The sequence below is a fragment of the Actinomyces sp. HMSC075B09 genome, assembly GCF_001812395.1.
In the GTDB taxonomy this organism is placed as follows: domain Bacteria; phylum Actinomycetota; class Actinomycetes; order Actinomycetales; family Actinomycetaceae; genus Gleimia; species Gleimia europaea.
Window position 1 is genome coordinate 34,753 of sequence record NZ_KV808739.1, and the last position, 17,647, is coordinate 52,399.

General features: G+C 57.2%; 17 protein-coding genes. 1 reads left to right on the forward strand and 16 read right to left on the reverse strand.

Annotated elements, in window-relative coordinates:
* Positions 1–208 precede the first annotated feature (208 nt).
* From def to rpsB, 12 genes are all read right to left on the reverse strand, one after another.
* The gene (gene def, locus HMPREF2854_RS06115) at positions 209–697 is read right to left on the reverse strand and encodes a peptide deformylase (protein ID WP_034510676.1); all 489 of its coding nucleotides are present in this window, start codon (positions 695–697) and stop codon (positions 209–211) included.
* A complete protein-coding gene (locus tag HMPREF2854_RS06120; protein ID WP_070620492.1) occupies positions 694–2,505 on the reverse strand; it encodes a proline--tRNA ligase in 1,812 nt (603 codons plus the stop codon). Before HMPREF2854_RS06120 ends, def begins: the two co-directional genes overlap by 4 nt.
* Before the next feature lie 83 nt (positions 2,506–2,588).
* Positions 2,589–3,716 carry a flavodoxin-dependent (E)-4-hydroxy-3-methylbut-2-enyl-diphosphate synthase gene (ispG, locus tag HMPREF2854_RS06125; protein WP_070620664.1) on the reverse strand — a complete coding sequence of 376 codons (1,128 nt, stop codon included), beginning with the start codon at positions 3,714–3,716 and terminating at the stop codon, positions 2,589–2,591.
* 77 nt (positions 3,717–3,793) lie between these two features.
* A complete protein-coding gene (locus HMPREF2854_RS06130; RefSeq protein WP_083309425.1) occupies positions 3,794–5,029 on the reverse strand; it encodes a M50 family metallopeptidase in 1,236 nt (411 codons plus the stop codon).
* Positions 5,026–6,228 carry a 1-deoxy-D-xylulose-5-phosphate reductoisomerase gene (gene dxr, locus HMPREF2854_RS06135; RefSeq protein WP_070620495.1) on the reverse strand — a complete coding sequence of 401 codons (1,203 nt, stop codon included), beginning with the start codon at positions 6,226–6,228 and terminating at the stop codon, positions 5,026–5,028. The genes HMPREF2854_RS06130 and dxr overlap by 4 nt, the downstream gene beginning before the upstream one ends.
* Positions 6,229–6,230: 2 nt before the next feature.
* On the reverse strand, positions 6,231–6,785 hold the full coding sequence (locus HMPREF2854_RS06140; protein WP_070620498.1) for a DivIVA domain-containing protein: 555 nt from the start codon (positions 6,783–6,785) through the stop codon (positions 6,231–6,233).
* Positions 6,785–7,951 (reverse strand): dual-specificity RNA methyltransferase RlmN, encoded by a 1,167-nt coding sequence (rlmN, locus tag HMPREF2854_RS06145; RefSeq protein ID WP_070620670.1) that lies wholly within the window; start codon positions 7,949–7,951, stop codon positions 6,785–6,787. The genes HMPREF2854_RS06140 and rlmN overlap by 1 nt, the downstream gene beginning before the upstream one ends.
* A 29-nt stretch (positions 7,952–7,980) precedes the next feature.
* Complete coding sequence (locus tag HMPREF2854_RS06150) at positions 7,981–8,850, reverse strand: phosphatidate cytidylyltransferase (protein WP_395994407.1); 870 nt, start codon at positions 8,848–8,850, stop codon at positions 7,981–7,983.
* Positions 8,851–8,869: 19 nt separating this feature from the next.
* The gene (gene frr / locus HMPREF2854_RS06155) at positions 8,870–9,427 is read right to left on the reverse strand and encodes a ribosome recycling factor (protein WP_070620504.1); all 558 of its coding nucleotides are present in this window, start codon (positions 9,425–9,427) and stop codon (positions 8,870–8,872) included.
* Between the two features lie 3 nt (positions 9,428–9,430).
* Entirely contained in the window at positions 9,431–10,174 is a 744-nt protein-coding gene (gene pyrH, locus HMPREF2854_RS06160; protein ID WP_070620507.1) for a UMP kinase, read from the reverse strand.
* 119 nt (positions 10,175–10,293) lie between these two features.
* Complete coding sequence (gene tsf, locus HMPREF2854_RS06165) at positions 10,294–11,124, reverse strand: translation elongation factor Ts (protein ID WP_070620510.1); 831 nt, start codon at positions 11,122–11,124, stop codon at positions 10,294–10,296.
* A 50-nt stretch (positions 11,125–11,174) separates the two neighbouring features.
* A complete protein-coding gene (rpsB, locus tag HMPREF2854_RS06170) occupies positions 11,175–12,038 on the reverse strand; it encodes a 30S ribosomal protein S2 (RefSeq protein ID WP_070620513.1) in 864 nt (287 codons plus the stop codon).
* Between the two features lie 689 nt (positions 12,039–12,727).
* On the opposite strand from rpsB, the gene HMPREF2854_RS08750 reads away from it, so the two are divergent.
* Positions 12,728–13,039, forward strand: coding sequence for a M23 family metallopeptidase (locus tag HMPREF2854_RS08750; RefSeq protein WP_070620516.1), 312 nt, complete (start codon positions 12,728–12,730; stop codon positions 13,037–13,039).
* A gap of 36 nt (positions 13,040–13,075) precedes the next feature.
* Here HMPREF2854_RS08750 and HMPREF2854_RS06180 read toward each other — a convergent pair whose 3' ends face one another.
* The 4 genes from HMPREF2854_RS06180 to HMPREF2854_RS06195 all read right to left on the reverse strand — a co-directional run bounded on the left by HMPREF2854_RS06180 (position 13,076) and on the right by HMPREF2854_RS06195 (position 17,100).
* Positions 13,076–13,990, reverse strand: coding sequence for a tyrosine recombinase XerC (locus HMPREF2854_RS06180; RefSeq protein WP_070620519.1), 915 nt, complete (start codon positions 13,988–13,990; stop codon positions 13,076–13,078).
* 77 nt (positions 13,991–14,067) lie between these two features.
* Positions 14,068–15,204, reverse strand: a complete 1,137-nt coding sequence (dprA, locus tag HMPREF2854_RS06185; protein WP_070620522.1) for a DNA-processing protein DprA — start codon at positions 15,202–15,204, stop codon at positions 14,068–14,070.
* Entirely contained in the window at positions 15,191–16,750 is a 1,560-nt protein-coding gene (locus tag HMPREF2854_RS06190; RefSeq protein ID WP_070620526.1) for a YifB family Mg chelatase-like AAA ATPase, read from the reverse strand. The genes dprA and HMPREF2854_RS06190 overlap by 14 nt, the downstream gene beginning before the upstream one ends.
* Positions 16,747–17,100 (reverse strand): YraN family protein, encoded by a 354-nt coding sequence (locus HMPREF2854_RS06195; protein ID WP_070620529.1) that lies wholly within the window; start codon positions 17,098–17,100, stop codon positions 16,747–16,749. The genes HMPREF2854_RS06190 and HMPREF2854_RS06195 overlap by 4 nt, the downstream gene beginning before the upstream one ends.
* Positions 17,101–17,647: the final 547 nt, after the last annotated feature.

A 17,647-nucleotide genomic window follows, 5' to 3' on the forward strand; every position in this document is an offset into this window, starting at 1 on the left:
TTTCCTTGAGGTTCGTCTTCCCCTACGTCCTCAAGCGTCAAAGGCTAACCGATCCAGCGGTGCTTTCCCCATTGTGTCCTAAAAATCTCTCTCACGCTAGTCTGCGTCTCCAACGCAGTGCAATGCCAGCACGCGTCAGAGCATAAAACTTCGCTAAATCATGGCAAAAGCCCCGCCAAAGCGGGGCTTTCTACCAACTAGCGCATCATTACATGATTTCACGAACCTTGCGCAATGCCTTCTTGCGCGTTGCACGATCCAAGCGATCTAGGTACAGCATTCCCTCCAGGTGGTCCGTTTCGTGTTGCAGGCAACGTCCCATTAGTTCTTCGCCCTCGACCGTAATCTTCTTACCATCTAGGTCAATCCCCTCAACACGGGCATACCACGCGCGTTTTGTTGGGAACCACAAGCCGGGAACCGAGAGGCACCCCTCGTCACCGTCCTGGTACTCGTCCTTTGAAACTTCAACCAGTTTCGGATTGAGCACATAACCGATCTCGCCATCGATATTCCAAGAAAAGGCCCGCAACCCAACGCCGATTTGAGGGGCAGCAAGACCTGCGCGTCCCTCCTCATCGACGTTCTCTAGCAAGTCCTCAACGAGGCTCTTCACCGAATCGTCAATGTCAGTGATCCACTCACATGGCGTGCGCAAAACCGGGTCGCCAATAACCCTAATCTCACGGTATGTCACTTGGCTGACCCCCTATTCGCTTCAAGCTCGGCAATAATAATCTGCTTTGCTTCTTCAACCGGAATCTCCTTTGAGACACCGCCGCGACGGTCGCGGAACTCAACCACACCGTTCTTCAAGCCGCGCCCGACAACAAGGACATACGGCATGCCCAGCAGTTCAGCATCAGCAAACTTCACGCCCGCCGATACCTTCGGACGATCATCGTAAAGCACGTCGAAACCAGCATCCGACACAGCCTGAGAAATGTCAGCCGCGGTATCAGCGATCTGTTCGCCCTTACCCGCCGCAAGCACCTGCAGGTGGAACGGCGCCACAACCATTGGCCAAGACAAGCCAAGATCATCGTGGTGGCTCTCCGCCATGGCTGCAACCACGCGGGAGATACCCAGGCCGTACGAGCCCATGGTAACCACCTGCGACTTGCCATTTTGATCCAGCACCGAAAGGTCCAACGCCTTTGCGTACTTGCGACCGAGCTGGAAGATGTGCGCTACCTCGATACCGCGTGCAAGCTCAAGCGGACCGGAACCATCCGGGGCCGGATCTCCCTCCTTCACCTCAGCAACCTCAACCGTGCCATCGGCCGTGAAGTCGCGGCCCATCACCAGGTTGTACACGTGGTAATCAGGCTTATTACCACCAGCGATCCAAGCCGTGCCCTCCACAACCCGCGGGTCAACGAAGAAGCGCACCGAGCCCGTCGGGTTGCCGTCCTCGTCAGTCGTTCGGTTCGACGAGTTTGGCCCCACTACCTCGGGCCCCAAATAACCGGCCACCAACTCCGGATGTTTCGCAAGGTCCTCGGGCGTTGCCTGTTCTACTTCGGCGGGCGCAAAAGCGGCCTCAAGGCGCTTCTCATCTACCTCCCGGTCGCCCGGGATACCAATGTTTACAACTTCGCGCGTGCCATCGGGATGCGTCAGCGTCACGACATACGACTTCAGCATGTCCCCCGCTTCCCACGGACGATCCTCGCGCGGATAAAGCTCATTTGAAAGATCGACAAGTGCGGAAATGGTCTTCGCGTCCGGCGTATGACGCAATTCCTTAGCCGGCGTATTCGAGTAATCCACGGAATCTGGAACCGGCGTTACAACCGCCTCCGCATTTGCTGCGTAACCGCCAGGAGAACGCACAAACGTGTCCTCACCCATAGGGTTCGGATAGAGGAACTCCTCTGAACGCGAACCGCCCATAGCGCCTGACTGCGCGGCCACAATCACAAACGGCAAACCGAGGCGCTCAAATACACGCTGATACGCCTTCCGGTGTAGCTCATAAGACTTAGCGAGCCCCTCATCATCAATATCGAAGCTGTAAGAGTCCTTCATCACGAACTCGCGGCCGCGAATCACGCCCGCACGTGGACGCGCCTCATCGCGATACTTCGTTTGAATCTGATACAGCGAAAGCGGCAAATCCTTATACGAGGAGTACATGTCCTTAACCGCGAGCGTAAACATCTCTTCATGCGTTGGCGCAAGCAGGTAATCGCCATCCTTGCGGTCCTTCAACCGGAAGAGGTTTGGCCCGTATTCTTCCCACCGGTTGGTTTTCTCATACGGCTCGCGCGGCAGTAGCGCCGGGAAGTGGACTTCCTGGGCCCCAATCGCAGCCATCTCTTCACGCACAACCTGCTCGATGTTACGCAAAACCTTCAAACCAAGAGGCAACCACGTGTAGATGCCCGGAGCCACACGACGAATGTAGCCGGCGCGCACCATCAGCTTGTGGCTTGCAACTTCCGCATCTGCGGGATCTTCACGAAGCGTCCGCAGGAAAAATTCAGACATGTTAGTAAGCACGATTACCAGCCTAACTGCAAAGCGTGATGAGAGGAAACGATGCCATCTCTCATCGAATTAACAAGATATTAGAAGCCGTAAAATCAGCTGATCACGTCAACGCTACCGGAACCCTCTTCAAGGCCCATCGTTTGCGCAATCTCATTCGCATACTTCAAAAGGGCAGGCACAATCTCGGCCTCAGGAACGGTGTCAACCACCTGACCCTTGATGAAAATCTGGCCCTTGCCGTTGCCAGACGCCACGCCAAGATCAGCTTCGCGGGCCTCACCGGGGCCGTTCACAACACAGCCCATTACCGCCACGCGCAAAGGAACCGTGAGGTCCTTCAACCCCTCGTTAACTTCATTTGCGAGCGTGTAAACGTCCACCTGCGCGCGACCACAAGACGGACAAGAAACGATTTCGAGGGTACGTTCGCGCAGGCCAAGCGACTGCAGGATTTCGATACCCACCTTGACCTCCTCAACCGGAGGAGCGGACAGCGAAACGCGAATCGTGTCGCCAATCCCCTGGCGCAAGAGCGCGCCGAACGCCGTTGCGGACTTGATCGTTCCCTGAAACTCAGGCCCCGCCTCTGTCACACCAAGGTGTAGCGGCCAGTCGCCGCTTTCCGAAAGAATCTCGTAAGCCCGGATCATCGTCACCGGATCGTGGTGCTTAACTGAAATCTTGAAGTCGTGGAAGTCGTGCTCCTCAAACAAAGACGCCTCCCACATCGCCGACTCCGCGAGGGCCTCCGGCGTTGCTTTTCCATACTTCTTCAACAAGCGTGGATCGAGCGAGCCAGCATTTACGCCAATGCGCAAAGACACGCCCGCGTCCGCCGCGGCCTTCGTGATGTCTTTAACCTGGTCATCAAACTTACGAATGTTGCCCGGGTTTACGCGTACTGCCGCACAACCCGCCTCGATCGCTTTGAAAACGTAACGCGGCTGGAAGTGAATGTCGGCAATAACGGGGATCGTGGACTGCTTCGCAATAATGGGCAACGCCTCCGCATCATCAGCCGATGGCACCGCGACGCGCACGATGTCGCAACCGGCGGCGGTGAGCTCAGCAATCTGCTGCAAAGTTGCACCAATATCAGTGGTCTTCGTAGTGGTCATCGACTGCACCGAAATCGGTGAACCACCGCCCACTGGAACATCCCCCACGTGTATCAGACGCGTCTTCTTACGCGGGAACGGGGCTCCGTTCACCTTTGGCATTCCCAGGGCAATCTCGGTCACGATGACATCTCCCAAAAATCAGCGCCAGGTGATTCCTGGCAAACTATTAACAGTTCCTAGACTAGGCTAATCGGCTTAATAATATCGGCTACAACGAGGAGCACCGTCATGGCCATCAGCAAAACAAAAATCACATAAGACACTGGCACCATGCGGGCCGTATCCGCCGGCCCTGGATCCGGCCTTCCCGTGACGCGGTTGAAAGTCCGGCGCAGGCCCTCCCAGAGAGCGCCTGCCACGTGTCCCCCATCAAGCGGCGGTAGCGGGATCAAGTTAAACACGAACAGCGCCATGTTCAAGGACGCCCACAGGCTCAGCAAAAGCATTGCCCGGTCTACAATCCCCACGCCCTGCTCTGCAGAAACCTCACCTGCAATCCGGCCAACGCCCACCACTGACAGCACAGAATTCGGATCTCGAGGAGCATCCGTAAACAGCTGCACTCCAACGTCCCACACGGCGCGGGGCAAAACAGCCACGATAGAGGCCGTTCCTTTGAAGGTCTGCCACGTAATATCACCGACGTCGCGGGCGGTGCCGCGCTCACGTTCCACCTTGGAAATGATGCCAGCAACCTTGCGCTCACCCACCTGAACCGGTGTCACATCAAACTCTTGCAACGCACCATCGCGTTCCACAACTACCTTTGCCGCGCCGTCCTGATGCTCAATAGCACTCACAACGTCAGCCCACGCACTTGCCTGCACCGGCCCCCAAGATACGATCTTATCGCCGGCTCGCAAACCTGCCTCATACGCCGGAGACTTCGGATTCTCCTCAGTGCAAGTTTGCGAAGTAGTGCCAATACACTGGGGAACCTGGTCCAGCGTAGTTGTGGCCACATTAAAACCAAAACCAAGCACGATTACCGCAAAAAGAACCACTGCGAGTAACAGGTTAGTTACCGGCCCACCCAGCATTACTATGAGCTTCTTTGGGACCGACAGGTTGTAGAACGCTTGACATTCGCGTCCCTCAGGCAACTCCTCTGCCGAGGACAAACGAGCCTCCTGCGCAAGAGTCATCTGCCCCTTGCGGTTGGTCAGCTTCACTCCCTCGCGCGGCGGAGCATACATTCCCGCCAAACGCACGTAGCCGCCAAGCAGAATCGCCTTCACGCCATATTCGGTGTCCCCTACCTGCTTCGAATACAAAGTTGGACCAAATCCCACCATGTACTGCGGCACGTAGACACCGAACTTTTTAGCCGGAATCATGTGGCCAAGCTCGTGCAGGGCAACCGAGATCATTAGCGCCACAATCGCGAGCAAAATGCCGATCGCGTAACTCAAACGCGGCCTCCAATAAGTTCCTTCGTTTTTTCGCGCGCCCACGCCTCAGCGTTCAAAATATCGTCAAGATCAGGCTCGGCAATGCCCTCGTGCGCCTCGGTTACCTTCGCAACCGTGTCCACGATGTCAAGATAGGGCAGATTACCGTGAATGAAAGCGTCCACACACACCTCGTTGGAAGCGTTCATGACGCTCGGATGAGTCGGCGAGGCGCTAACTGCGGCCCGAGCCAAGTTGAGCGCTGGGAAAGTATCGTTATCCACGGGTTCGAACGTCCAGCTCGCACGCTCATTCCACCTCACCGGCTGCTGCACATGATCCAAACGTTGCGGCCACGAGAGGGACAGTGCAATCGGTAAACGCATATCGGGAGGCGAAGCCTGCGCAATCGTAGCTCCATCCTTAAACGTCACCATAGAATGTACAATTGACTGTGGGTGAACCACGGTCTCAATGTCGCCCGGATCGATATCAAACAAGACATGCGCTTCAATCAGTTCCAGGCCTTTATTCATCAGCGTGGACGAATTTATCGTCACCACCGGGCCCATATCCCAAGTTGGGTGATTAAGAGCCTGCGCGGGGCTAACATTTTGCAAATCGGCGCGCTTCTTACCGCGGAACGGACCTCCCGACGCCGTGAGCACCAGGTGATCTACCTCCGACCTACCCGTGACAACCTCAGACGTCAGCCCCTTCTCGTGGCGGCCCGGAACCAAACACTGGAAAATCGCAGAGTGCTCAGAATCGACCGGGAGGATCTGACCGGGTCTTTGCATAGCCGCCCGAACCAGGGCTGCGCCCACCACCAGCGACTCTTTGTTTGCAAGCGCCAAACGGGCACCCGAGTCAAGCGCTGCAAGGGTAGGCTGCAATCCTACGCCGCCCGTCACGCCGTTCAGAACGATGCCATCCTCATCTAGCATGCCCGCAGCGCTCACTATCGCATCCGCGCCAACCCACAGCTCCGCTTCAATACCTCGCTGCCTCATCGCGCTAGCAATAGCGGCCTCATTCCCTGAAGCCACCGCGACTACCCGAGGCTGAAACTCCTGCGCCTGCTTGAGCAACAGGTCAATATTAGACCCACCCGCAGCCAGAGCCACGACCTGGACAATCGAAGGATTAGCACGCACAACATCAAGTGCCTGCGTTCCGATAGAACCGGTAGAACCAAGAAGTGAAAGTGGACGAGACATGACTACTCGATCGACAAGAGAATATCGATTGCGCGTGACAGGTACGCGTCCACGGGCCCCTCGAGGTAAGCGTCGCCGCCCTTCGCACTCGGAAACGTTACCTGGCGGATCTCATCAGCGGTGAGCTTTTCTTCATCATCAAAGAAACGAGCAATTCGATCCAGGAACGCGTCCACCTCTTCAACCCGGTATCCGCGCTCCTTTGCCTCCGGATGCGCAAAACGGTTACCCAGAGGGCGAACCAAACGCGGGTACAGCGTCGTTGCACGGTCGGCCACGTGATCCAACCAGACGTCCTCGCCATTAACCGCCACGTGATTCGCGCGCTCGCTAGAGATAAAAGCCGACTCCAAACGATCCAGCGCAGCATCAACCACGGCCGGATCGTAACCGCGCCTCTTCAAAGCAAACACCGTACGGCGAACCTGTTCGGATGTTATTCCCAAACTTGCACGATCCCCCTCATAAACCGCGCGTGCCTGTTTGAAGAACGCATCTACCTCGTCCTTGTTATAACCCTTGCGAAAAAATCCCACTGTTGGGAAAAAGCTACTCATTACTGACGCCCCTCTTTATTCTTCACCGAGGTAGCCAACTGGCCACAAGCCCCGTCAATATCTGATCCACGTGTATCACGAATGGTAGTTGCGATCCCGTTATCACGCAGTGTTTCAACGAATTCCTTCATCACGTGCGGGGTGGAGGCAGTCCAAATCGAGCCCGGCGTTGGATTTAGCGGGATCGGATTCACATGCGCCCAGCCGTGTCCGCGCTTATTCAACTCGTCGGCCAGGAGCTTCGCACGCCACGCGTGATCATTCATGTCTTTAATTAGCGCGTACTCGATCGACACGCGCCTGCCCGTCTTCACGAAATAACGTCGCGCCGCATCCAGCAACTCGCCAACCTTCCAACGCGAGTTAATCGGAATCAGCTCATCGCGCAGCTCATCATCAGGCGCGTGCAACGAAACTGCGAGCGTTACGGGAAGCCCCAGCTGTGCAAGCTTATCGATTCCGGGCACCAAGCCAACCGTGGACACCGTTATTCCTCGTGCCGACATGCCAAACCCACGCGGCGGTTCATCAGTCATCCGCTTGAGGGCCTGCACAATGGAACGGTAGTTCGCGAGCGGCTCTCCCATCCCCATAAACACCACGTTCGACAGGTGGGTTGGACCGCCCTCAACTTCTCCACTCTCACACGCCACATGCGCCATGCGCACCTGCTCGATGATCTCCGCGGTGGAAAGGTTACGTGTCAGCCCCATCTGACCGGTTGCGCAAAATGGGCACGCCATACCGCAACCAGCCTGGCTCGAAATACACAGCGTTGTGCGGCCCGGATAGCGCATGAGCACCGACTCTACCCGCGCCCCATCGTAAAGCTCCCACAGATGCTTCAGCGTCATCCCGTCATCCGTTGCAAGAGTGTGAACCTTCTTGATCAACCTCGGCATGAGCGACTTCTCAACCTGCTCCGCCATGTTCTTTGGCAGGTCACTCATTAACGCAGGATCCGCTATGTGACGCTGGAAGTAGTGGCGCGACAACTGATCCGCCCGGAACTTAGGTAATCCCTGCTCCACGAGGACGTGGCCGCGCTCCTCGAAATCCAAATCTGCCAAATGTGCCGGCGGCTTTCCCCGCCTGCGCGGAGCAAACGACAAGACCGGCTTCGCATCGGGAGTTTTCGCACCCTCCGGAGCCTGATCCGTCGGCATCACCTGGCGGCCCGAGCGCTTGCTTGCTTCTACCACTGCAAAGCCACCTTCAAGAAGAAATAGACCACTGGGGCTGTCATCAACAGTGAATCGAGCCGATCCATCAAACCACCGTGACCCGGCAGCATGTTAGACATGTCTTTCAAGCCAACATCACGCTTGATCAGCGACTCGATCAAATCACCAAACGTTCCGGCAACCGTAGTTAGTAACGCCAGCGGGATACCTAGCCACCAGGCCCCGCCGAGCCAAACCATTCCACCAATACCAGCAGCGATTGAGAACACGAGCGAACCGGCGAAGCCCTCCCAAGACTTTTTCGGCGAGATCTTCGGAGCCATAGGGTGTTTACCCCACATGATTCCAAACGCCCAACCGCCCGTATCGTTAGCGACACACAACAAAACCCAAGTAATCACACCGGCCTGCGCGCCCGGAGAATCCAAAATCAACACCACAAACGACGCCAACAACGCCACGTAAATCAGCGCGAACGTCGTCACCATGATGTCTAGCACCGCCTGCGGACTACGCCCATCCAACAGCTTCCACACCGCCACGGCAAACACCGTTACCGTCAGCGCGCCCAGCACGGCCTCCAAGCCCAAAAAATGGGCGCACACAACCATACCAACGCCACCAACCCAGGCTAGCGGTAGCACGATCTCACGATTCTTCCGTGCGAAAGCTCCTGCGAGCTCCCGCAGGGCCAGCACCACAGCAGCTGACACCAGCACCACAAACGCCTCGTTCGAAATAAACAAGACTGCGAGGAACAGCGCCGCTAAACCAACCCCCACACCAATCGCGGCGGGAAGGTTACGCCCTGCCCGCCCCGACGATGGTAACGGCTTATGGTTTTCAGTTGGCCCCGGATGGGTAATACGTCGTAAATCCACAGACATCCTACTTACCGTATTAAACGGTCATCAGATCCTTTTCCTTGGCCTCCAGCTCACTATCAACAAGGGTCACGAACTTCTTCGTCAGATCCTCAAGCTGCTTCTCGCCGCGCTCAACTTCGTCCTCGCCGGCTTCGCCGTCCTTCTTAATCCGCTCAAGTTCTTCCTTCGCGCGGCGACGCTCATTACGGATCGAAATGCGTCCCTCCTCCGCACGGGTACGAGCCTGCTTCACGTAATCGCGACGACGTTCCTCAGTGAGCGCCGGCAACGTGCAACGAATCAGATTGCCGTCGTCCGTTGGATTAATACCCAAATCCGCATCGCGAATCGCCTGAATAATGGCCTGCACCGAACCGCGGTCATACGGGCTTACCAGCACCATACGAGCCTCCGGAATCTGCACCGAAGCAAGCTGTTGCAACGGCGTCATCGCACCGTAGTAGTCCACGAGAATGGAGTTAAACATCTCCGGATTAGCGCGGCCCGTACGAATATTTCCGAAATCCTTCTTTGCAGCTGCGACAGCACGCTCCATGCCATCTTCGGCCTCAAGTAGAGCATCTTCGATCATTTCTTAGTTCTCCTTCTCGCAATCTTCATTAGTTACCAACGTACCGATCTTCTTCCCAAGTAGCGCGTCGGTAACATTGCCCGGCTCATTCATGCCAAACACGCGCATGTTAAGACTGTTTTCCTGACACAGTGAGAACGCCGCCGCATCAACTACCTTCAACCCACGCGCGAGTGCCTCCGAATACGTCACATAATCGAGACGTTGCGCATCAGGTTCCACTCGAGGATCAGCAGTATAAATTCCATCCACACCGTTCTTTGCCACTAACAGCTCCGAACAGCGCGTCTCCAGCGCCCTCTGCGCCGACACCGTGTCCGTTGAGAAATACGGCAACCCCGCGCCCGCGCCAAACACCACGACACGCCCCTTTTCCAAATGACGGATCGCGCGGAGCGGAATGTAAGGCTCAGCAACCTGCCTCATCGAAATCGCGGACTGCACGCGTGTAGATACGCCCTGCTGCTCCAAGAAATCCTGAAGCGCAAGCGCGTTCATCACCGTGCCGAGCATGCCCATGTAGTCAGCCCGAGCCCTATCCAGACCATGCCGAGACAGCTCCGCACCGCGGAAGAAATTGCCTCCACCCACAACCACAGCAACCTGGACGCCCTCGCGAACCGCCTGCGCAATCTGCGCGGCAATCATGTTCACCACCGACGGGTCAAGGCCAATCTCTCCGCCGCCGAAAACCTCGCCAGACAACTTCAAAAGAACGCGCCGCCCGGCGCCAGACTGCTCAGCCATCAGCTGCAACCCCTCCACAAATACAAATCGCGGTGCACTAACTCAACACATAGTTTAACGGATATATGACCGTAGCCCCGCCCTTGCAAGCAAGGGTCGGGGCTACAATCGGGAACTTACTAGGCACCCACGTGGAAACGAACGAAATCCGTAACCTTAGCGCCGTGCTCCTTTAGAACGTCGCCAACCTTCTTCGAAGGATCGCGAGCGTAATCCTGATCAACAAGGCAGTTCTCCGCGTAGAACGCATTCAGACGGCCCTCGACGATCTTCGGAACGATGTGCTCGGGCTTACCCTCCTGGAGCGTCAGCTTCGTAAGGGTTTCCTTCTCCTTCTCCAGAACTTCAGCCGGAACCGTCGTGCGATCCAGGTAGAGCGGGGAGAACGCAGCAATATGCATCGCGATGTCGCGAGCAACCTCAGCACCAGCCGCATCAGTTGCTACCAGCACACCAACCTGCGCCGGCAGGTCAGCCGACGAGTGGTGGAGGTACAACTCAACGTTCTCGCCCTCCATGTGCGCAACCTTGCCGACCTCAATCTTCTCGCCAATAACAGCGCCAAGACCGTCAACCAGGTCCTTAACCGTGCCATCCTCAGCAGGCTGCTCAAGCAGATCCTGCGTGGACGTAGCGCCGCTCTTAACAGCCGCGGCCAAAACCTTCGAAGCGAAGTCAATGAACTTCTCATTCTTCACCACGAAGTCGGTCTCCGCATTCGCCTCAACCATAACGCCGACCTTGCCATCAACAACCTCGCCAGCAATAAGGCCGGCGCCGGCCGTACGATCTTCACGCTTAGACAGCGACTTCAGACCAGCAAGACGAATGATCTCCATCGCCTTTTCCTTGTCGCCGTTGGCCTCGTCAAGCGCCTTCTTAACATCCATCATGCCCGCGCCGGTCTGCTCGCGCAGAGCCTTCACATCGGCAGCAGTGTAGTTCGCCATGAAAATCTTTCCTCTTCAAGTATTAGTGGAAAGGCTTACTCAGCCTTAGATTACTCAGCCTCCGGTGCCTGCTCTTCGGCAGCCACCTCAGCCTTGCCGGCCTCTTCAGCCTTATCGGCGTCCTCAGCCTTCTGCTCGCCTTCGGCGCTCTCCAGAAGCTCACGCTCCCACTCAGCCATCGGCTCTGCACTGGCATCCTCAGCGCCCGACTTCTGACGACGCTCCGAACGAGCCATCAGGCCCGCTGCACAGGCGTCAGCGACAACGCGGGTCAAAAGCGCAACAGCGCGAATAGCATCATCGTTACCCGGGATGCCGTAATCGACCTCATCCGGATCACAGTTGGTATCAAGCACAGCCACAACCGGGATGTTCAGCTTGCGGGCCTCAGCAATCGCAAGGTGCTCCTTGTTGGTGTCAACAACCCAAATAGCCGAAGGCAGCTTAGCCATGTCGCGAATACCGCCCAGCGAACGCTGCAACTTATTCTTCTCACGCTCCATCATGAGAAGTTCCTTCTTGGTGTGGCCCGAACCGGCAACATCCGCGAAATCGATCTCCTCAAGCTCCTTCATGCGCTGAAGACGCTTAGAAACCGTGGAGAAGTTCGTCAGCATACCGCCCAGCCAGCGGTGGTTCACGTAAGGCATACCAACGCGCTCAGCCTGCTCTTCAATAGCTTCCTGAGCCTGCTTCTTCGTGCCAACAAACAGGATGTTGCCACCGTGAGCAACCATTTCCTTCACGAACTCGTAAGCCTTGTCAATATCCTCGACCGTCTTCTGCAGGTCAATGATGTAGATGCCGTTACGCTCAGTCAGGATGAAGCGCTTCATCTTCGGATTCCAGCGACGGGTCTGGTGACCAAAGTGGACACCACTTTCCAGAAGCTGACGCATGGTTACAACAGCCATGTCTCTTCCTCTCGGTGCAAAGCACCATTCACGAGCAGCGTTAGCCACTCAAAATTACAGTTACTGCCCTAAGGCCCTAGCGCCCACGAGCCAACACCCCGAAGGGACCGAAGCTGGTCACGCCGCTTACGCGGATTTGGACGCGCGATAGTCACCTGCAAGCAGGTGCCGCGTCGATTCTAGCTAAAATCTGGGCGTTTAGGAACTTTGAAGGCTCCTTTTACGCCCACATGTTTCACGGCTCACACAACGCGCCCCCATACGTGTTTCCACAGGGAGCACAAACCCGGCATATCCACAATCTTTTTGCTTCGAAATCGCTGCCGCTAACCGTTGTTCGTAGCCTACCCTGCATGGAGTTAGCGCATCGATTCATGGCTCTGCTGGCCGCCCTTGGGACGGGCAGTGCGTTACTCAGCATGGTTGGCGCACCTGCCCGGGGTGAGACATTCGTCGAAGGCTACAGTTCTTCTGCTTGGGTGGGAAGTACACATTTTCAAACCGTGGGCGGCACGTATTCTCGGACCAATAGCGGATCCGAAGCCTCGCATAGCCCCACTCTTTCTCCCTCGCATAGTGGATACGACCCCTCCGTGGTGATCTCCTGGCAAATGCCGGTAGCACCTCCCATACCTGTTGGACGCCTATTCGACCCGCCGAATAGTCCCTGGGCGTCAGGACATCGCGGGGTGGACATCTGCCCTGGTGCGGGAGCCGCAATTCACGCTCCTGCCGACGGCACAGTGGTTTACGCCGGAGAATTCTTCAACCGGAACTTAGTTTCTATTAGACATGCCAACGGCGTACGCTCCACGTTTGAGCCGGTCTCTCCCACAGTCGCGAAAAACTCGTTTGTACAAGCCGGTGACGTGGTTGGTCACCTTGAAGCCGGTCACGATTCAGATTGCCTGCACTGGGGAGCCAAAGTTAACAAATACCTGTACTTAAACCCCCTCGCCCTCATCTTCGGAGAGCCCATACTCAAGCCCCTGGAAGAATAACTACTGGGACCGTTGGCGATCGATCATGCCCCCCACTCACGCCCGAGGATGAGCCTGGTTCATAATCGCGCTCAAACGGCGCGCATCCACATGTGTGTATCGCTGCGTAGTTTGTAGCGACGAGTGCCCCAGCAAATCCTGCACCGCGCGCAAATCAGCGCCACCTTCCAACATGTGAGTTGCCGCGCTATGACGCAAACCATGCGGGGAAATCACCGGAACACCGGCACTGGCGCATGCGGACTCCAGGCGTCCTCGGACAATGCGTTGACTAATGCGCCCACCGCGAGCGCCTAAGAACAACGCCTGCTCGCCGCTATCAGTAACGAGGGCAGGGCGGCCCGTTTCAATCCAAACGCGCAGCGCATCATGAGCTGGCTTGCCGTACGGCACCACGCGCTCCTTGTCGCCCTTGCCCAGAACTCGCAAAGTGCGTTCGGCAGCGTTCAAATGCGACAGGTTTAAGCCGGTCAGTTCCGCAACACGAATACCGCACGAATACATGACCTCAACCATTGCCCAGTCGCGAATAGCGCACGGATCACCACCTTCTGTTTGCTGGCGCAAATAGTTAAACAAAGACCGAGCCTGATCGACCGTTAGCGTCTGCGGGAGCGTTTCATCCACTCGCGCAGCCCTCAACTTCAAAGTTGGATCAACCTGAGCGATTCCCTCACGCTTCATCCATCGCCCAAACAAGCGAACACTTGCCACGTACCGCGCTACAGATGCCCTCGAACCCCCCTCGCGAACCTTGGTTGCAACCCATGCACGAAACGCCCGCGGCGTCAGTTCAGCCGAATCAAATGGCCTCGCACCCAGGCAAAAATCAAGAGCAGAGGACACATCGCTCATGTACGCGTGCACCGAAAGGTCTGCCATGCCTCGACTATGCGCCATATAGCGCTCAAATCTGGCCAGAACATCGAGCGTTGACTCGTGCAACTCCATGTTCCTCCCAAATCTATGACCAACTACAACCACTGGTGGCACAACTTTAGTCCTGCCTGGCGCGCCGCGTATGTGCGCTACCTGCAACGCGCGAAAGCATCACCCTCGCACGTAACCAGCTTCTTCAACAGTAGTGTAGTCATCCCCTGCTCCACCTCATCCACGCCCAAACCAGCGGCTCGAGCTACCCAACGAACCGTTGCAGATCCCTTCGCTGGAAGCGCATCGAAAATGCGCTGCACATCAGCATCTAGGCGCGGCTTCTTCCCCTCGGGCATATCAAACAAGAAATCACCGATGCCGGACATCAACTCCAAAATGTCATCAACGCCAGTCACCAAAGTCACGCCCTCACGGATCGCCTCATTGCAACCCGCTGACATTTGCGACGACACCGAACCGGGAAACGCCCCCACCGGCCTACCCATCTCCCGGGCGCGGCGAATAGTCACCAGAGCCCCTGACCTCGATGATGCTTCCACCACCACACTCGCCTGCGATAACGCCGCAATCAATCTGTTCCGACTCAAAAAACGCCACCGCGCTGGCCGCCAATCCGGCGGGCACTCAGCCACAATCGCGCCCGACAGCTCGATCTGCTCAAACAGGCCCGCGTGGGAAGCCGGGTAAAGGTACGACACTCCTCCGGCCATCACCGCCACCGTCTGCCCCACCTTCAACGCGCCCACGTGAGCAGCCGCATCAATACCAAACGCTCCACCCGACACCACACACACGCCCTTGCGGGCAAGCTCAAACGCAACATCACGCGCAATCGAATTACCGTGCGAACTTGATGCCCTCGCCCCCACAATCGCTACCCGCGGCATCGCCTTCAGCTCCCCACGCACCCAAAGCGCAGCCGGAGCCTCCAATCCCAGATCATTAAGCCCCTCGGGCCAAGCAGGATGCTCCGGCCAGAGCACCGTTCCCTCCACCCGAGCCAACGCATCCAAATCGCGCTGAACATCCAAATCCTCCACACGAGGCAACCACCTCTTCAGTGCCTTCACCCACGGGCGCTCGCGGCCCTCCTCGTCAAATAAAATCTGCGGCGAAAGCTTCTCTACGTCCGGTTGGGTTAGTAGCCATTCCAGCGCTGCGGCGCTACCCATTTGCTCGCGCAACACCCCCGCAGCCACGTCGCCCGGCTCCACGATGGCACTCCACGCGCACGCAACCTCTTTTTCACTAGTCAAATCAGGAATTCGCATTATCAACCCCATTTCTAAACTTCAAAGAACTAACGAGCTCTGACAGGCCGACCCTGCGCGCGCCGCGCACATCCGCGATCGTCAGTGCAAGACGCAACACTCGATCCGCACCGCGCAAACTCAAAGTGCCGTCCTCAATCGCGCGCTCCACACCCCTATACACCGCCGGCTCAATCCCGCACTTCGGGTCATGAAGGAGCCGCGAAGGAACATGTGCATTCATAGTCCAAGGCGTGCCACGCCACCGCTCGCGTGCCCGCTCACGCGCTTGCGCAACGAGCTTGCGCGCATCCGCAGACGTATACGCCGGTGGATCCGACAACTCAGCTGGCGACGGTGTCATCATCGGTATCTGAATATCCATCCGATCCAGCAACGGACCCGACAACCGGCTCATGTAGCGGCGACGCTGCAACGACGAACACATACACGACTTACGCCGGCTAATCGCATGCCCACAAGGACACGGATTAGAAGCTAGAACCAATTGGAATCGGGCGGGATACTCCACGTGATGGCGCGCCCTATGCAAATTCACAACCCCCGATTCCAAGGGCTGGCGCATCGCGTCCAACACCTGGGGCGAAAACTCAGCTGCCTCATCCAGCACCAAAACACCCGCGTGCGCCCGCGAAATCGCTCCCGGCCGCGGAACCCCGGTTCCTCCACCAATAATCGCCGCCATCGTCGCACTATGATGCGGAGTTTCGATTGGCGGAGTCCTCATCAACCCACGCGACGGGTCGAACGTGCCGCAAATCGAGTGGATCGCAGTCACCTCAATCGCATCCTCATCATCGAGAGGCGGCAAAATAGTGGGCAAACGTTTAGCAAGCATCGTCTTGCCCGCGCCCGGCTCACCAACCAACAACAAGTGGTGACCGCCCGCCGCGGCCAACACCAGCCCCTCCGCCGCGAACGCCTGGCCCCGCACATCAGCTAAATCAACCTCATCATGCGCATGCGAAACCTCCGGCTGCACAGCTGGGGCCTCGCGCGCGGAAAGAGCTGGCAACCCCTCGGGCAAACGGCCTCCGAAATGAGCAACAAGATCACGCAAATGAGCGAAACCAAGAACCTCCACTCCGGGTAGCAGCCTCGCCTCCGCGAGCGAATCCTCCGCCACTACAACCTGCGTCATCCCCTCACGGCGCGCCCCAACCACCGCCGGTAGCACTCCTCGGATCGGACGCAGCGAACCGTCCAAACCGAGCTCCGCCATAAACACTGCTCCATCAACGGCCTTAGGCGAAACCACTCCCCGCGCAGCCAACAGTCCCACCGCTATCGCCAAATCAAACGCGGATCCAGCCTTCGGAATTCCTGCCGGCGACAGATTTACCGTTACCCGATGCTCGAACCAATCAACACCACACGACTGGAGGGCCGCCCGCACACGATCGCGCGACTCCCGCACCGACGCATCCGGCATACCCACCAAGTTGAACGACACCAGGCCTGAACCCACGTGCGTCTCAACCGCAATAATGTGCGCCGTAATACCTGACCACGCAACCGCGTGCGTGCGCACCAAAATTGGCCTCATAACACTCCTTTCCGATGCTCAATATCAGCCAGCCTTCCCCTCACTTTCACGACCACCGCATCCATGCACACGGAGCCGCTCCGCTCATGTTCCGACAACCAAACAGCTGCCCCGCGGCGCAAAAACCGCATCTTCTGTTCCGTAATCGACTCCCACGCAGTTGCCGCCCCTCGAGCCGAACGAGTCTTCACCTCCACAAACACGATTCCCCGCTTCGGATCACGCGCCACAATGTCGAGCTCCGCGCCCCGCCTCCTGTAATTCCTGTCTAAAATCTGCCAGCCCAAGCCGGTGAGGTATTCCGCCACCAAATCCTCACCAACCTGGCCCAACCTATGTGTCCTACCCATCAGCACCTCCCGCGCACCATCCTGTTTCCTCGCGCAAAAAAGCTCGCCACTAACGGGGTGCGGGTGTGGACGGGCTCGCGAACAGTAGCGCTGGGGAAAAGCCGGGTGGGCAGGTTCCTCGGTTGCTGCGGGGCATGACGGGCCGGCCGAAACCACGACCGTGAGGGAAAGTGGCAAAACTTGGGCCTCTTTTTGACATTTCCCGTCGGAATACCGACGCCGCACAACGCAAGCACCACGACTGTGAAGGGAACTGACTATAACTGCTACCTAAATGGGCACTTTAGGTCTGAATCGCTGTTTCATCTCCAGACCAGAACAGAACCGTGAGGGAAACCGACGAAAACAGCTGCTCAACCCGGCACTTCCTCTCACAAAACCGAGCACACATAAGTCCTCGAATACGAATGAGACCTAAAACGGCACAAAGCGTCCCTTATTCGGGCATTTTGGGTCGGAATCGATAACTACTAACTCGCAGCTGTCGCAAGCGTGAGGGGAACTGACTATAACTGTTGCCTAATTCGACCCTTTAGGTCTGAAATGC

Excerpts from the sequence above, each read along its gene's own strand:
- ispG (WP_070620664.1), bottom strand. The coding sequence starts at position 3,716 with ATGCCAAAGGTGAACGGAGCCCCGTTCCCGCGTAAGAAGACGCGTCTG.
- dxr (WP_070620495.1), bottom strand. The coding sequence starts at position 6,228 with ATGTCTCGTCCACTTTCACTTCTTGGTTCTACCGGTTCTATCGGAACG.
- HMPREF2854_RS06140 (WP_070620498.1), bottom strand. The coding sequence starts at position 6,785 with ATGAGTAGCTTTTTCCCAACAGTGGGATTTTTTCGCAAGGGTTATAAC.
- rlmN (WP_070620670.1), bottom strand. The coding sequence starts at position 7,951 with ATGCCGACGGATCAGGCTCCGGAGGGTGCGAAAACTCCCGATGCGAAG.
- frr (WP_070620504.1), bottom strand. The coding sequence starts at position 9,427 with ATGATCGAAGATGCTCTACTTGAGGCCGAAGATGGCATGGAGCGTGCT.
- pyrH (WP_070620507.1), bottom strand. The coding sequence starts at position 10,174 with ATGGCTGAGCAGTCTGGCGCCGGGCGGCGCGTTCTTTTGAAGTTGTCT.
- tsf (WP_070620510.1), bottom strand. The coding sequence starts at position 11,124 with ATGGCGAACTACACTGCTGCCGATGTGAAGGCTCTGCGCGAGCAGACC.
- rpsB (WP_070620513.1), bottom strand. The coding sequence starts at position 12,038 with ATGGCTGTTGTAACCATGCGTCAGCTTCTGGAAAGTGGTGTCCACTTT.
- HMPREF2854_RS06180 (WP_070620519.1), bottom strand. The coding sequence starts at position 13,990 with ATGGAGTTGCACGAGTCAACGCTCGATGTTCTGGCCAGATTTGAGCGC.
- dprA (WP_070620522.1), bottom strand. The coding sequence starts at position 15,204 with ATGCGAATTCCTGATTTGACTAGTGAAAAAGAGGTTGCGTGCGCGTGG.
- HMPREF2854_RS06190 (WP_070620526.1), bottom strand. The coding sequence starts at position 16,750 with ATGAGGCCAATTTTGGTGCGCACGCACGCGGTTGCGTGGTCAGGTATT.
- HMPREF2854_RS06195 (WP_070620529.1), bottom strand. The coding sequence starts at position 17,100 with ATGGGTAGGACACATAGGTTGGGCCAGGTTGGTGAGGATTTGGTGGCG.